11 protein-coding genes are annotated in these 14,276 nt (G+C 64.4%); 4 read left to right on the plus strand and 7 right to left on the minus strand.

Features of this window, described 5'->3' with window-relative positions:
* Nucleotides 1–30: 30 nt before the first annotated feature.
* From A3840_RS12040 to rhaM, 4 genes are all read left to right on the plus strand, one after another.
* Nucleotides 31–1,536: a sugar ABC transporter ATP-binding protein gene (locus A3840_RS12040; RefSeq protein WP_067456870.1), complete on the plus strand. Its 1,506-nt coding sequence runs from the start codon at nucleotides 31–33 to the stop codon at nucleotides 1,534–1,536.
* A complete protein-coding gene (locus tag A3840_RS12045) occupies nucleotides 1,533–2,513 on the plus strand; it encodes an ABC transporter permease (RefSeq protein ID WP_067456873.1) in 981 nt (326 codons plus the stop codon). Before A3840_RS12040 ends, A3840_RS12045 begins: the two co-directional genes overlap by 4 nt.
* Nucleotides 2,514–2,679: 166 nt before the next feature.
* On the plus strand, nucleotides 2,680–3,681 hold the full coding sequence (locus tag A3840_RS12050) for an ABC transporter permease (protein WP_067456876.1): 1,002 nt from the start codon (nucleotides 2,680–2,682) through the stop codon (nucleotides 3,679–3,681).
* Nucleotides 3,678–4,010: an L-rhamnose mutarotase gene (gene rhaM, locus A3840_RS12055; RefSeq protein ID WP_067456879.1), complete on the plus strand. Its 333-nt coding sequence runs from the start codon at nucleotides 3,678–3,680 to the stop codon at nucleotides 4,008–4,010. The genes A3840_RS12050 and rhaM overlap by 4 nt, the downstream gene beginning before the upstream one ends.
* Here the strand turns inward: rhaM and A3840_RS12060 are convergent.
* From A3840_RS12060 to A3840_RS12090, 7 genes are all read right to left on the minus strand, one after another.
* Nucleotides 3,943–5,151, minus strand: a complete 1,209-nt coding sequence (locus tag A3840_RS12060) for a siroheme synthase family protein (protein WP_082903853.1) — start codon at nucleotides 5,149–5,151, stop codon at nucleotides 3,943–3,945. The two genes, rhaM and A3840_RS12060, sit on opposite strands and share 68 nt — an antisense overlap.
* Nucleotides 5,123–7,738: a nitrate reductase gene (locus tag A3840_RS12065; protein ID WP_067456885.1), complete on the minus strand. Its 2,616-nt coding sequence runs from the start codon at nucleotides 7,736–7,738 to the stop codon at nucleotides 5,123–5,125. Before A3840_RS12065 ends, A3840_RS12060 begins: the two co-directional genes overlap by 29 nt.
* Nucleotides 7,739–7,898: 160 nt before the next feature.
* Nucleotides 7,899–8,234 carry a nitrite reductase small subunit NirD gene (gene nirD / locus A3840_RS12070; protein WP_067456887.1) on the minus strand — a complete coding sequence of 112 codons (336 nt, stop codon included), beginning with the start codon at nucleotides 8,232–8,234 and terminating at the stop codon, nucleotides 7,899–7,901.
* A 163-nt stretch (nucleotides 8,235–8,397) separates the two neighbouring features.
* A complete protein-coding gene (gene nirB, locus A3840_RS12075; RefSeq protein WP_067456890.1) occupies nucleotides 8,398–10,842 on the minus strand; it encodes a nitrite reductase large subunit NirB in 2,445 nt (814 codons plus the stop codon).
* Nucleotides 10,843–10,857: 15 nt separating this feature from the next.
* Nucleotides 10,858–11,649 carry an ABC transporter ATP-binding protein gene (locus tag A3840_RS12080; RefSeq protein WP_067456893.1) on the minus strand — a complete coding sequence of 264 codons (792 nt, stop codon included), beginning with the start codon at nucleotides 11,647–11,649 and terminating at the stop codon, nucleotides 10,858–10,860.
* Between the two features lie 9 nt (nucleotides 11,650–11,658).
* Nucleotides 11,659–12,552, minus strand: coding sequence for a nitrate ABC transporter permease (ntrB, locus tag A3840_RS12085; RefSeq protein ID WP_067456896.1), 894 nt, complete (start codon nucleotides 12,550–12,552; stop codon nucleotides 11,659–11,661).
* A gap of 50 nt (nucleotides 12,553–12,602) precedes the next feature.
* The gene (locus A3840_RS12090) at nucleotides 12,603–13,895 is read right to left on the minus strand and encodes a CmpA/NrtA family ABC transporter substrate-binding protein (protein WP_067457036.1); all 1,293 of its coding nucleotides are present in this window, start codon (nucleotides 13,893–13,895) and stop codon (nucleotides 12,603–12,605) included.
* Between the last annotated feature and the right edge of the window lie 381 nt (nucleotides 13,896–14,276).

A 14,276-nucleotide genomic window follows, 5' to 3' on the forward strand; every position in this document is an offset into this window, starting at 1 on the left:
AGGGGTGGGGGTATTAACGAGCACAAACCCATGACCGAGCCCATCCTCACCCTTTCCGGCATATCGAAAAGCTTTCCCGGCGTGCGGGCGCTTAGCGATGTGTCGCTGGAACTCTATCCCGGCGCGGTGACGGCGCTGATCGGCGAGAATGGCGCGGGCAAGTCGACGCTGGTGAAGACCATGACCGGCATCTACCAGTCCGATAGCGGGGAAATCCGCGTCAATGGCCAGGTGGTGAGCCTGCCGACGGCCATTTCGGCTTCCCAGGCCGGCATTACCGCCATCCACCAGGAAACGGTCTTGTTCGACGAATTGAGCGTCGCCGAGAACATCTATCTCGGGCATGCGCCGCGCAATCGGCTGGGGCTGATCGATTGGGGCACGATGCGGCGCGAGGCGCAGGAAACGCTTGATTCCATGGCGGCAGGCATCGATGCGGGCATGCCGCTCAAGGAATTGGGCATCGCCAAGAAGCACCTGGTCGCCGTGGCGCGGGCGCTGTCGGTGGATGCGCAGGTCGTCATCATGGACGAGCCGACGGCGGCCTTGAGCCAGAAGGAAATCGAAGAGCTTTACGTGCTGGTCGACCTGCTCAAGCAGGACGGCAAGGCCATCCTCTTCATCTCGCACAAATTCGACGAAATCTATCGTATCGCCGACCGCTATACCGTGTTCCGCGACGGGGAAATGGTGGGCAAGGGGTTCATCAAGGATACGCCGCAAGCCGAAATCGTCCGGCTGATGGTGGGGCGCTCGGTGGACCATATCTTCCCCGCGCGCGAGGCCGCGATCGGCGACGTTGTGCTGGACGTGCAAGGGCTCAGCCATCCCACCGAATTCGACGACGTCGCCTTCGCCGTGAAGAAGGGCGAAATCCTGGGCTTTTACGGGCTGGTCGGCGCCGGGCGCTCCGAGGTGATGCAGGCCGTGTTCGGCATGACCAAGCCTTCGGGCGGCGTCATGGTGCTGGACGGCCGGACCATTGCCCCGCGCTCACCGGCCGATGCGGTGGAAGCGGGCATCGTCTATGTGCCCGAGGAACGTGGCAAGCAGGGCGTCATCACGGGCGAGCCGATCTTCAAGAATGTCTCGCTGCCGAGCCTCAATAAAACCAGCCGCTCCGGCTTTCTGCGCATGGCCGAGGAATTTGCGCTGGCGCGGACCTATACCGAGCGGCTGGACCTGCGCGCCTCCTCGCTGAGCCAGAATGTCTCGACGCTGTCGGGCGGCAACCAGCAGAAGGTGGTGATCGCCAAATGGCTGGCCACCTTGCCCAAGGTCATCATCCTCGACGAGCCGACCAAGGGTATCGATATCGGCTCCAAGGCAGCCGTGCATGAATTCATGGGGGAACTCGTGGCGCAGGGGCTCTCGGTCATCATGGTCTCCTCCGAACTGCCCGAAGTGCTGGGCATGAGCGACCGCATCGTGGTCATGCGCGAAGGGCTGGTGGTGGACATATTGGACAACAAAGACCTTAAACCCGAGACGCTGGTGCGCCTGGCCGCGGGGATCGTCGAGGACGAGGCGGCATGAAAAGCGTGCTGAAAAATCGTGAAATCTGGCTGGCTTTGGCCATCGTGGCGGTGGTCATTCTGGTGACGCTGCGCTTTCCGCGCTTTTCCCAGCCGGGAAACCTGCTGACCATCCTCAACGACACCTCCATCCTGATGATGCTGGCTTTGGGGCAGATGGTGGTGATCCTGACGCGCTCGATCGATCTGTCCATGGCCTCCAACCTGGCGCTGACCGGCATGATCGTCGCCATGGTCAATGCGGCCTTCCCCATGATCCCCATTCCGCTCCTGATCGCCGGCTGCGTTCTGGTCGGCGCGGCTCTGGGCGGCTTCAACGGCATGCTGGTCTGGAAGCTCGATATTCCGCCTATCGTCGTGACTTTGGGCACGCTCACCATTTTCCGCGGGCTGGTCTTCGTCATTTCCGGCGGCGCCTGGGTCAATGCGGCGCAGATGAGCCCGGATTTCATTGCCCTGCAGCGCGGCAGCTTTGTCGGCCTGCCGGTCCTGACCTGGTTCGCCATCGTCGTCGCGGCTCTGTTCTATGTGCTGATGACGCGCACGCCGGCCGGCCGGAGCTTTTACGCCATCGGCGTCAATCCCACGGCCTCGGTCTATACCGGCATCAATGTGGGGCGGACCAAATTCCTCGCCTTCGTCATTTCCGGGGCGATTTCCGGGCTTTGCGGCTATCTCTGGATTTCCCGCTACGTCATCGCCTCGGTGGAAGTGGCCAGCGGCTATGAACTGACCATCATCGCCGCCTGCGTCATCGGCGGCGTCTCCATTGCCGGGGGCATCGGCACGGTGGCAGGCGCATTGCTCGGCGCGCTGTTCCTCGGCGTCGTCAACAATGCCCTGCCGGTCATCGGCGTCTCGCCTTTCTGGCAGATGGCCATTTCCGGCGCCGCGATCCTGCTGGCCGTGGTGCTCAATGCGCGCGGCGAGCGGAGCAAGGGCCGGGTGATCCTGAAAAAGGCGGAGGGGGTGGCGTGATGATAATGGACGCTTTTCTCCCCTCCCCCTTGAGGGAAGGGGCCGGGGGTGGGGGGTCAGACTTCTCCACGAACGCCAGTGCATTTTTCGGCGCCCGAACCCCCACCCTCAATCCCTCCCCTCAAGGGGGAGGGAAGCCTGCCCTGTGGCTCCCGGATTTTTGCCCATGACCGACATGATCACGACTGGCCGCCGTCTGCCCGACCGGCTCGACAATCCGGTGAAATCGGCCGCCCTGAGCTGGGAGAGCCTGCTCGTGCTGGTGGCGCTGGGCATTTTCATCGCCAACAGCTTCGCCTCGCCCTATTTCCTCAATGCGTGGAGCCTGAGCGACCTCACCTTCAATTTTACCGAGAAGGCGCTGATCGCCCTGGCCATGGCGCTGGTGATCATCACCGGTGAAATCGACCTCTCGGTGGCCTCGATCATCGCGCTGGCCTCGACGCTGATGGGCCTGGCGCTGCAATATGGCGCGGACACGCCCATGCTGGTGGCGGTGGGTGTGGGCGTCGGCATCCTCTGCGGCGCCTTCAACGGCTTCCTCGTGACCGGGCTCAAGCTGCCCTCCATCGTGGTCACGATCGGCACGATGAGCCTGTTTCGCGGCATTGCCTACATCATCCTGGGCGACCAGAGCTTCAAAGGCTATCCGGCGAGCTTTTCCTGGTTCGGGCAGGGCTATGTCTGGTGGGTGATTTCCTTCGAACTGGTGCTGTTCCTTGTGGCGGCAGTGATTTTCTACGTGCTGCTGCACCACACCAATTTCGGCCGCCGGGTCTTCGCCATCGGCAATAATGCGACGGCGGCGCAATTTTCCGGCGTGCGCGTGGACCGCATCAAGTTCGTCCTTTTCTGCCTCACCGGGCTGATGAGCGGCATCGCCGCCGTGTTGCTGACGGCCCGGCTGGGCTCGACCCGTCCCTCCATCGCGCAGGGCTTCGAGCTCGAGGTCATCACCATGGTGGTGCTGGGCGGGGTCTCGATCCTGGGCGGCGCCGGCTCGATCATCGGCGTGGTGCTGGCAGCCTTGATCATTGGCCTCGTGACCTTCGGGCTGGGCCTGCTCAACGTGCCGGGCATTGTCATGTCGATCTTTACCGGCACGCTGCTGATCGTGGTCATCGCGCTGCCGATCCTGTGGCGCATGTACAAGGAACGCCGGGCATGATTGTCGACCAGGGCTACGAAAAGCACGCCTTCAAGATGCGGCTCAATCCCGGCATGGCGGCGGAATACAAAAAACGCCATGACGAAATCTTCCCCGAACTGGTGGACCTGCTGCACGAGGCCGGGGTGAAGGATTATTCCATCCACCTGGATGAGGAGACCAATACGCTGTTCGGCGTGCTCTGGCGGCGGGTGGACCACACGATGGCCGACCTGCCCAGGACAGAGGTGATGCAGCGCTGGTGGGCGCATATGGCCGATATCATGGCGACCAATGCGCAGAACGAGCCGGTCTCGATGGACTTGACGCCGATGTTCTGGATGAAGTGAGCGGCTGCCGGCGCGGCCATGTCCTGTCGCTGCGCTGACGGGCGGCGGGAAGGCCGGGGACCATATTGACGGCAATGCCCGCATCTTCGAGCCTGGTGATCATCTCGCCGCCGGTGTCGGATAGCGCGTCGCCGGTCCTGAGGCGAACGACATGCTTGCCCTGGCGGGCGAGCGCAACCATCTGCGCGACAGCATCGTCGGCGACCGGCAGGCGCCGGGCCTCGCGCCGGGCAAGCTCGAGAATTGCGGCCGGAACGCGCGCGTCGAAGAGGATGATATCGGCCGATTGCAGGGCCCGAACGGCCTTGACGGTGAGGAGGTCCGGCGCGCCCGGGCCGGCGCCGACCAGGCTGATGCGGCCCAAGGGCATTGCGGTAACGGGAGAGATTTCCTCGTCGGCGCGGACGGGCGGGGCCTCGCCGAACGCCTTGTCGGCCAGGCGCTCCCAGAAGACGCGGCGCTGGGGGCCCGGCGCGAGATTTTCCATCACCCTGTCGCGCAGCCGGGCGGCCAGTTGCGCCCAGAGCGCCAGCGATCGCGGCAGCAGCGTCTCGATGCGCCGGCGCACGGCCTGGCCGAGAATGGGCGCGGCCCCGGCGGTGGAAATGCCGACGACGAGCGGCGAGCGATTGACGATGGCGCCGAACTGGAACTGGCAGAATTCGGGCTGGTCGATGACGTTATAGGGCACGGACGCGGCCCTGGCGGCGGCGATGAAGGCACGGGCTTCGGCGTCGGATTCGAGGTCGGCTATGGCGAGGGCGGTGTTGGATAGATCTTCCGCACTCCAAGGCCGCAAATGCAGTGTGATGCCAGGCTCCCCTCCCCCTTGAGGGGAGGGGTTGGGGGTGGAGGTTCTGCGGCTGCCCAGGAATTCGATGTGTGTGGGAGCGCCTGCACCCCCACCCTCGTTCCCTCCCCTCAAGGGGGAGGGAGGCGCAAGAGCCGCCAGCTCCGCGCAAATCTCCTCCGCGTAAACATCGACATGTGCGCCCGCGGCGGCCAGCAATTCAGTCTTCCATGCCGCCGCTTCCGAGCCGCCGATGACGACGACGCGCTTGCCGCGCAGGTCGAAGAAGACCGGCAGCACCGCGAGCGGGGCGATCCTTGGGCTATTCGGCTGCGGCGAGACGGTTCGCATCGAGAATGCTCCTGATTTCGGCGCGGCAGGAGCCGCAATTGGTGCCGGCGCGAGTGACGGCGCCGACGGCCTCGACGCTGGAACAGCCCTGGCGGGCGACCGCATCGGCGATGGTATTGATGCCCACCGAAAAGCACGAACAGACCACGGCGCCGCCATCGGGCCGGTCGCTGCCGGGGCGGCCGGCAAGAACGATGGAGGCGCTGAGGCCGGTTTCGGCGAGGAGGCCGGCGGCCCATTGGCGGGAGACGAGGACCGGATCAGGCGATGTGTAGAGCGCGGCGACGAGGCGGCCATTTTCGATGAGCGCGAAGGCGCGGCGGCCATTGCGGTCGTCGCGGATGGACTGAAATTGCGACTCCGTGCCGAAGGTCACGGCGAGAAACGCAGGCCAATCCGCCGGTTCGGCGGTGAAACCCAACTCGCCACGCCAGCCGCCCAGCGCCGGGGCGATGGCCCAGTATTCACTGGAGAGGCGCGGGTTTTCGGCGGCGACGAAATAGCCGTGAAGCCGCATGGCGGCGGGCTCGGCATGGACCTGCGCCATTTTCAGCGCCGGCTGGCCGGAAACCGGATCGGTCTTGCCGGGGACGAGCGCGTCGATGCGGCCATTACTGGCGAATTGGTCCGTCCAATGCATGGGGGCGAACAATTGGCCGCGCTGCTGGCGATCGGTGACGAGGGCGCGGACCAGGGCAGTGCCATGCCGGCTCGACAGCCGCACCAGGCTGGCGCGGCGGATGCCGAGCCGGGCGGCGTCGTCGGGATGGATTTCGACGAAGGGCTCGGCCATGTGCGCGGAGAGGCGCGCGGCCTTGCCGGTGCGGGTCATGGTGTGCCAGTGATCGCGCACCCGGCCGGTATTGAGGATGAAACCGCCCGGCGCGGGGGCGAAGGGCGGCGGGGGCTGGATGGCGACGAAGCGCGCCTTGCGGTCCGGCGTGAAGAAACGGCCATCGCCGAACATGCGGGCGGCAGGCCTGGTGCGGATAGGCCATTGTACAGGGGCGAGGGTGTCGTAATCGGCATCGATCAGCCCGGAGAGATCGAAATCCCGGCTGCCGTCATTGTCGAAAGCCGAGAGCGCGACGTGTTCGGCGAAAATCTCTGACGGCGTTTCATAGTCGAAGGCCTTGGCATGCCCCATGCGGCGCGCGACTTCCTTGATGATCCACCAATCGGGGCGGGCCTCGCCGGGGAGCGGCAGGAAGGGGCGTTGGCGCGAGATGCGGCGTTCCGAATTGGTGACGGTGCCGTCCTTTTCGCCCCAGCCGGCGGCGGGCAGGCGGATATGGGCGAGGTCCATCGTATCGGTATGCCGGTTCATGTCGGACACCACCACCAAGGGGCAGGCGGCCAGAGCGGCGCGCACGGCATCGGCGTCGGGCATGGAATCGACCGGATTGGTGGCCATGATCCAGACGGCCTTGATTTCGCCGCGCGCCATGGCGGCGAAGAGATCGACGGCCTTGAGGCCGGGCTTTCGCGCGATATTGGGTGCATCCCAGAAGCGGGAGACGCGGTCGATGGCCTCGGGGGTGAAATCCATATGGGCGGCCAGCATGTTGGCGAGCCCACCGACCTCGCGCCCGCCCATGGCATTGGGCTGGCCGGTGACGGAAAAGGGGCCCATGCCCGGCCGGCCGATCCGGCCACTGGCCAGATGGCAATTGATGATGGCATTGACCTTGTCGCTGCCGGCGGCCGATTGATTAACGCCTTGGGAATAGACAGTGACGACCTTTTCGGTGCGGGCAAAGAGATCGTAGAAGTGCGAAATGGCAAGGGGAGCGAGACCGGTCGCCGCGGCCACGCGGGCGATGTCCCAGTCTTCGGCGGCGAGTAGAGCAGCGTCGAATCCGCTGGTATGGGCGGCGATATAGGCGGGGTCGGTAGCGCCAGTCTGCGCGAGATGGGCGAGGAGGCCGACAAACAGCGCGCTGTCGCCATCGGGGCCGATGGGCAGATGCAGATCGGCAATCTCGTTGGTCACGGTGCGGCGCGGATCGATGAGGACGATCTTCATCTCCGGGCGCTGGGCGCGGGCGGCGGCGATGCGCTGGTAAAGCACCGGATGGCACCAGCCCAGGTTCGAGCCGACCAGCACGATGAGATCGGCCTGTTCGAGATCCTCGTAATTGCCCGGAACCGTGTCGGAGCCGAAGGCGCGTTTGTGACCGGCGACCGACGAGGCCATGCAAAGGCGGGAATTGGTGTCGATATTGGCGGTGCCGACAAAGCCCTTCATCAGCTTGTTGGCGAGGTAATAATCCTCGGTGAGGAGCTGGCCGGAGCCATAGATGGCGACGGCATCGGGGCCGTGTTCGGCGATGATCCGGGTGAAGCGGCCGGCGATGTGGCCGAGCGCTTCGTCCCAGGTGACTCGTTTGTCGGCGATTTCGGGGTGCAGCAGGCGGCCATCGAGCGAAAGGGTTTCGCCCAAAGCCGAGCCCTTGGAGCAGAGGCGGCCGAAATTGGCGGGATGATCGGGATCGCCGGCTATGGTGACGCTGCCATCGGGCTGCGGGGTGGCAAGGACACCACAGCCAACACCGCAATAGGGGCAGGTGGTGCGGGTGGTTTTCATGGGGAGGCGCTTTGTTGAAGACCCCTCACCCCAGCCCTCTCCCCAGAGGGGCGAGGGAGCCAGATCGCGGCTATGGGAGCGCCGGAGGTTCGCCCATCGTCCCCTCGCCCCTCCGGGGGGAGGGTCAGGGTGAGGGGTGCGATGTGGAGAAGGAACGCCATCACTCTGCCGCCACCTCCATCAGCACGTCCGGCGCGATCAGAATCCGCCCATCCATCACCTGCACGGGATAGGTGCGCACCTGTCCTTCGTCGGCGCCCTGCGCTGTGCCGGTCGATAGGTCGAAGACCCAATTGTGCAGCGGGCAGGTGACCGAGGCGCCGTGGACGATGCCTTCGGAAAGCGGGCCGCCCTTGTGGGGGCAGCGATTGTCCATGGCGAAGACCTGATCATCCGCCGTGCGGAAAATGGCGATCTTGCCGTTGGGGGTATTGACGCAGCGGGCGCCGCGCTGGGGAATGGCGTTGATGGCGCCGATATCGATCCAGTCGGTCATTGGGGGCTCCTGGCGTGAGGGAAGACCCCCTCATCCGGCGCTGCGCGCCACCTTCTCCCCGAGGGGGAGAAGAACGGGTCGACATTCGCCTCTATTCCTCTCCCCCTCGGGGAGAGGGTGGATCGGGCGAAGCCCGAGACGGGTGAGGGGGATTCCATCCGCATCACTCCGCCGCCACGGGAAGCCCGAATTCGGCCATGGCGGCGAATTCATGGGCGTCCTTGCCGTTGACGCGCTCCTCCCAGGGATCAACCTGGGCGAATTGCTGGGAATAGGCGAAGCGCTCGGCATAGTGGCGGCGCTTGTCGAGGTCCTCGATGATGGCGGCCTTGATCGTGTCGACGCCGACGCGCCTGGCCCATTTGTAGATGCGCTCGAGATAATGGCCCTGTTCGCGATACATCTGCGTCAGGGCGGTGATGATCTCGAGGGCTTCGTCCTCGCTATTGGCGTGGCCGAGCAGTTCGGTGGGTTTGATGTCCAGCCCGGCCGCACCGGCGAAGTGGATGTCGTAGCCCGAATCCACGCAGATGACGCCGATATCCTTGCAGGTGGCTTCGGCGCAATTGCGCGGGCAGCCGGAGACGGCGAGCTTCAGTTTTGCCGGTGTCCAGGCACCCCACATGAACTTTTCAATGCGGATGCCGAGGCCGGTGGAATCCTGGGTGCCGAAGCGGCACCAGTCCGAGCCGACGCAGGTTTTGACGGTGCGGAGACCTTTGGCATAGGCGGCGCCCGAGACCATGCCGGCGGCGTTGAGATCGGCCCAGACGCCGGGCAGGTCCTCCTTCTTGACCCCGAGCAGGTCGATGCGCTGGCCGCCGGTGACTTTTACGGCGGGAATGGCGAACTTGTCGGCCACGTCGGCGATGGCGCGCAATTCGCGTGGATTGGTCATGCCGCCCCACATGCGCGGCACCACCGAATAGGTGCCGTCTTTCTGGATATTGGCGTGGACGCGCTCGTTGATGAAGCGGGACTGGTTGTCGTCCTCGTATTCGCCGGGCCAGTCGGCAACGAGATAGTAGTTGAGCGCCGGGCGGCATTTGGCGCAGCCGCAGGACGTTTTCCATTCCAGTTCCTGCATGACGGCAGGAATGGATTTCAGCCCCTTGGCCACGATCAGGCGGCGGACCGTGCCGTGGTCGTGCTCGGTGCAGGGGCACATCGGCTTGACGGCGGCCGGGTTGTAGCTGTCGCCCAAGGTGATGGCCATGAGCTTTTCGACCAGATGCGTGCAGGAGCCGCACGAGGCCGAGGCCTTGGAATGGGCGCGCACACCATCCAGATCGGTGAGGCCTTTGGAGAGGATCGCGCCGGTGATCGCTCCCTTGCAGACGCCGTTGCAGCCACAGATTTCTGCATCATCCGGCAAGGCTGCAACGGCCGCCATAGGGTCCAGGGCGGCCCCTCCCTGATAGGCCTGGCCGAAAATCAGGGTGTCGCGCATCTCCCGCGTGTCAGTGCCCTTGCGGATCATGTCGAAGAACCACGGGCCGTCCCCGGTTTCGCCGTAAAGCACGGCGCCGATGACGCGATCATCCTTGAGTACGAGTCGCTTGTAGATGCCCGATGTAGCGTCGCGCAAAACGATTTCCTCGCGGTCCTCGGCATCGGCGAAATCGCCCGCCGAATAGACCGAAACGCCCGTCACCTTGAGCTGCGTCGCGGTCTGCACCGGGCGGAAGGCCGCGTCATTTTTGGCGAGTGTTTTCGCCAGCACCTTGGCCTGGTCATAGAGCGGGGCGACCAGGCCGTAGACGATTTTCTCGTGCTCGACGCATTCGCCCAGGGCAAAGATGTCGGGGTCGGATGTGACCATCTGGTCGTTGACGACGATGCCGCGCTCGACATGCAGGCCGGCATCGACGGCGATGCGGGTTTCGGGGCGGATGCCGGCGGCCATGATGACGATATCGGCGCCGTACACCGTGCCGTCATCGAGAGCGACGGCCTCGACGGCGTTCTGGCCGAGAATGGCCTTGGTCTGGGCCTTGCAATGCACCTTGATGCCGCGGGATTCGAGCTCGCGCTGGAGCAGGTAACCAGCGGCGGGATCGAGCTGACGATCCATGACATGGCCGGTGAGGTGGAGGACCACCACCTCCATGCCGCGCAGACGCAGGGCCGCCGCCGCTTCGAGACCCAGCAATCCACCGCCGATGATGACGGCCTTGGCATTGGGACGTCTCGCGGCTGCGACCATGGCATTGACGTCGTCGAGATCGCGAAACGCCATGACGCCAGGCAGGTCCTTGCCGGGCAGGGGGATGATGAAGGGCGCCGAGCCGGTGGCGATGATCAGCTTGTCATAGGACGTTTCTCCGTTCCTGGAGATGACGATTTTGCGCTGCCGGTCTATGGCGGTGACGGTTTCGCCGAAGCGGGTATGGACGCCATTGGCCTCGTACCACGCACTATCGTGGGTGATGATCTGCTCATATTCCTTCTCGCCGGCCAGGACGGGCGAGAGCATGAGCCGGTTGTAATTGCCGCGCGGCTCGGCGCCGAACAGGGTGATGTCGAAACGGCCGGGGGCCTCCTCGAAGATATGTTCGAGGGCGCGGCCCGAGGCCATGCCGGCACCGATGACGACCAGTTTTTCCATTGGAGGGACTCCCGATCAGGCCGCTTCCACGAAGCGGTGGCGCTCGTAGAGGAATTTGAGGACAGCTTCCCGGCACTTGAGGTAAGTCCGGTCGGATGCGAGCTCGAGCCGACGGCGCGGGCGCTCCAGCGGCACGTCCAGCACTTCACCGATCGTGGCGGCGGGGCCATTGGTCATCATGACGATGCGGTCCGAGAGCAGCACCGCCTCGTCCACGTCATGGGTGATCATGATCATGGTGTTGCCGAGCCGGGCGTGGATTTCCATCATCTGGTCCTGCAGGTGTGCGCGGGTGAGCGCATCAAGCGCGCCAAAGGGTTCGTCCAGCAGCAGGATTTTTGGCTCCATGGCCAGCGCGCGGGCAATGCCGACGCGCTGCTTCATGCCGCCTGAAATCTCGGTGGGGCGCTTGTCTTTCGCGTGGGCCATCTGGACGAGATTGAGATTGTCCATGATCCAGTCATGGCGCTCGGCAGCGCTCTTCCGGCGGCCGAAGACCTTGGCGACGGCAAGGTTGACGTTTTCATATACGGTCAGCCAGGGCAGCAGGGAATGGTTCTGGAACACCACGGCGCGATCGGGGCCAGGCGTGTGCACCTCGGCATTTTCGAGAATGATGCCGCCGGAGCTGACCTCATTGAGGCCGGCCACCAGATTGAGCAGCGTGGACTTGCCGCAGCCCGAATGGCCGATGATGGAGACGAACTCGCCCTTCTCGATATCGAGATTGATGTCGCGCAGCACCTCGGTGCTCGCTCTGCCCCGGGTGAAGGTTTTGCCGACGGCGGAGATTTGCAGGTAAGTCATGACGTCTCCTTAGCTGGCGCTGGCGCCGCGGGTGACCAGGGTGCCGATCAGGGCAACCAGCCGGTCGAGGACGAAACCGACGACGCCGATATAGACCAGCGCCACGATGATGTCGGTGAGGCGGGAACTGTTCCACGCATCCCAGATGAAGAAGCCGATGCCGACCCCGCCGGTGAGCATTTCGGCGGCGACGATGGCGAGCCAGGACAGCCCCACGCCGATGCGCAACCCCGAGAAAATGTAGGGCGCGGCCGCCGGCACCATGATCCTGGTGAAGAATTCGAGCTGGTTGAGGCGCAGCACGCGGGCGACGTTGCGGTAATCCTGCGGGATATTGCGCACGCCCACGGCGGTATTGATGATCACCGGCCAGATGGCGGTGATGAAGATCACGAAAATGGCCGAGGGACCGCTATCCATGAAGGCGGCGAGAGAAATCGGCAGCCAGGCGAGCGGGGGCACGGTGCGCAGGATTTGGAAAATGGGATCGAGCCCGCGCATCGTCCAGATGGACTGCCCGATCACCGCGCCGACGGCGACGCCGACAATGGCGGCCAGCCCGAAGCCGATGGCCACGCGCTGCAGCGAGGTGAAGACCCGCAGGCCCAGCCCGATATCCTGGCTTCCATAGACGAAGAAGGGATCGACGATCAGGTCATAGCTTTGCGCCCAGACCTCGCTGGGCGGCGGCAGCGATGAGCCGGGCTGGGAGAACACCACCTGCCAGATCGCCAGGATGACGGCGAGCACGATGAGCGGCGGAATGACATTCTTACCGATCGTGCCGGTAAGGGCAGCGATATCGAGCTTGCGGGCCGAGGGCGCGATGGTCGTGACGGTCGCGGACTTGCCCTTGAGTGGCAGGGCGGTGATCTTGCTGTCGTCGGTGGCGGGCAGGGTCATGGGGCTCTCCCTTAATGGTCAGCGTTCGATTTTCAGGGGTGGCAGGGCGCTCAAGCCAGCGTCTTGATCTCAAGGCTGTCGAGATAGGCCTGCGGATTGGCCGGGTCGAAGACCTTGCCGTCGAAGAAGGTTTCGGTGCCGCGGCTGTCGCCGGAGGGCAGGTTGGTGAGCCCGAGTTCATTGGCCGCTTCCAGCCAGAGATCGGCGCGGTTGGTCTGGTCGATCAGGGCCTTCACATCGGTGTCGGCGGGGAAATAGCCCCAGCGGATGTTTTCGGTCATGAACCAGGTGTCGAGGCTCTTCCAGGGATAGGAAGCCGCCCCGTTCTCGCCCCAGAATTTCATGTAGAGGTCGGTGCCGGTTTCGACCCGGCCATTGCCGTAATTGATGTCGCCCTTGATGCGGCCGATAATGTCGGCGACCGGCACATTGTACCATTGGCGGCGGCCGATGATTTCGGCCATTTCCTGCTTGTTCTCCATGGCTTCGCACCATTGCTGGGCTTCCATCACCGCCATCAGGATGGCGCGGGTGGCGATGGGGTTGGCGTCGACCCAGTCGGCGCGCATGCCCAGGATTTTTTCCGGATGATTGGCCCAGAGCTCGCCCGTGGTGGCGGCGGTGAAGCCGATGCCCTGGTTGACCAGCTGTTCGTTCCACGGCTCGCCGACGCAGAAGGCATCCATGGTGCCGACCTTCATATTGGCGACCATTTGCGGTGGTGGCACCACGATGACATCGACATCGACATTGGGCACGATGCCACCGGCGGCCAGCCAGTAGCGGAGCCAGAGGTCATGCGTGCCGCCGGGAAAGGTCATGGCGGCGGCGGGCGCCTTGCCCTCGGCGCGGGCCTTGGCGAAAGCCTCCTTGAGGGGGCTCGAATCGATGCCCACGCCGAGATCGGCATAGGCCTGCGCCACCGACAGCCCCTGGCAATCCTCGTTGAGGTTGAGCAGCGTATACATGGGCAGGGGCTGGTTGTTCTGCGTCACCATGCCGGCCGAATAGAGGTGCACTTTTGGGCGCAGGATATGGCCGCCATCGATGCCGCCATTGGCCGATCCGAGCGCCATGTTGTCGCGCGTGGCGCCCCAGCTCGCCTGCTTTTCGATGGCCATGTCGGGCAGGCCATACTTGTCGAAAAGGCCCTTTTCCTTGGCGATGATCAGCGGGGCGGAATCGGTGAGCGCGATATAACCCAGCCTGGTGCCGGCCACTTCCGGCCCTGCGCCCTGCGCGAAGGCGCCGGCGGGAAACAGCGTCTTGGCGGCGAGCAGGGTGGCCGCCGTGGCGGAGGCGCCCTTGAGGAAGGAGCGGCGGGTGGTCTGAGGCAGGGCCATGGCATTCTCCGATTGCGACAAACAAAAAGGCTGCCAACGGGACGTGGACCGGGTTGAGCCGGTCGCGACCTGTTGGCAGCCTTGCCTTTGGACACCCCTCATTGGGCGTCGAGCGAAGAGCGTCTTGGGAGGAGCGCTTCGCCTGATGCTTTGCAGGAAGCGTGCCAGATTGGGTGTGGGTGGATTTGTTAAGTTTTGTCAGTGGTTTGGGTGTTTGCCGCGGATTTGGCGCAGACGACGCGTCATCTGCTGATGCGGCTATCGCGTCGGCAAGGTGCACAAAATTTGTGCAAGTTCGTCTGAGTGGTTAATGATTGGGCTTTGTTCTGCCGAAGCCACCAGTAGACCTCATCCTGAGCTTGTCGAAGGGCGAGGGCGTGG

It is taken from the genome of Devosia elaeis (assembly GCF_001650025.1).
Lineage (GTDB): Bacteria > Pseudomonadota > Alphaproteobacteria > Rhizobiales > Devosiaceae > Devosia > Devosia elaeis.

What these genes read in the sequence shown, in the direction of transcription:
- A3840_RS12080 (WP_067456893.1), bottom strand. Translation starts at nt 11,649, where the DNA reads ATGACTTACCTGCAAATCTCCGCCGTCGGCAAAACCTTCACCCGGGGC.
- A3840_RS12040 (WP_067456870.1), top strand. Translation starts at nt 31, where the DNA reads ATGACCGAGCCCATCCTCACCCTTTCCGGCATATCGAAAAGCTTTCCC.
- ntrB (WP_067456896.1), bottom strand. Translation starts at nt 12,552, where the DNA reads ATGACCCTGCCCGCCACCGACGACAGCAAGATCACCGCCCTGCCACTC.
- A3840_RS12065 (WP_067456885.1), bottom strand. Translation starts at nt 7,738, where the DNA reads ATGAAAACCACCCGCACCACCTGCCCCTATTGCGGTGTTGGCTGTGGT.
- A3840_RS12060 (WP_082903853.1), bottom strand. Translation starts at nt 5,151, where the DNA reads ATGCGAACCGTCTCGCCGCAGCCGAATAGCCCAAGGATCGCCCCGCTC.
- nirD (WP_067456887.1), bottom strand. Translation starts at nt 8,234, where the DNA reads ATGACCGACTGGATCGATATCGGCGCCATCAACGCCATTCCCCAGCGC.
- A3840_RS12050 (WP_067456876.1), top strand. Translation starts at nt 2,680, where the DNA reads ATGACCGACATGATCACGACTGGCCGCCGTCTGCCCGACCGGCTCGAC.
- nirB (WP_067456890.1), bottom strand. Translation starts at nt 10,842, where the DNA reads ATGGAAAAACTGGTCGTCATCGGTGCCGGCATGGCCTCGGGCCGCGCC.
- A3840_RS12090 (WP_067457036.1), bottom strand. Translation starts at nt 13,895, where the DNA reads ATGGCCCTGCCTCAGACCACCCGCCGCTCCTTCCTCAAGGGCGCCTCC.
- A3840_RS12045 (WP_067456873.1), top strand. Translation starts at nt 1,533, where the DNA reads ATGAAAAGCGTGCTGAAAAATCGTGAAATCTGGCTGGCTTTGGCCATC.
- rhaM (WP_067456879.1), top strand. Translation starts at nt 3,678, where the DNA reads ATGATTGTCGACCAGGGCTACGAAAAGCACGCCTTCAAGATGCGGCTC.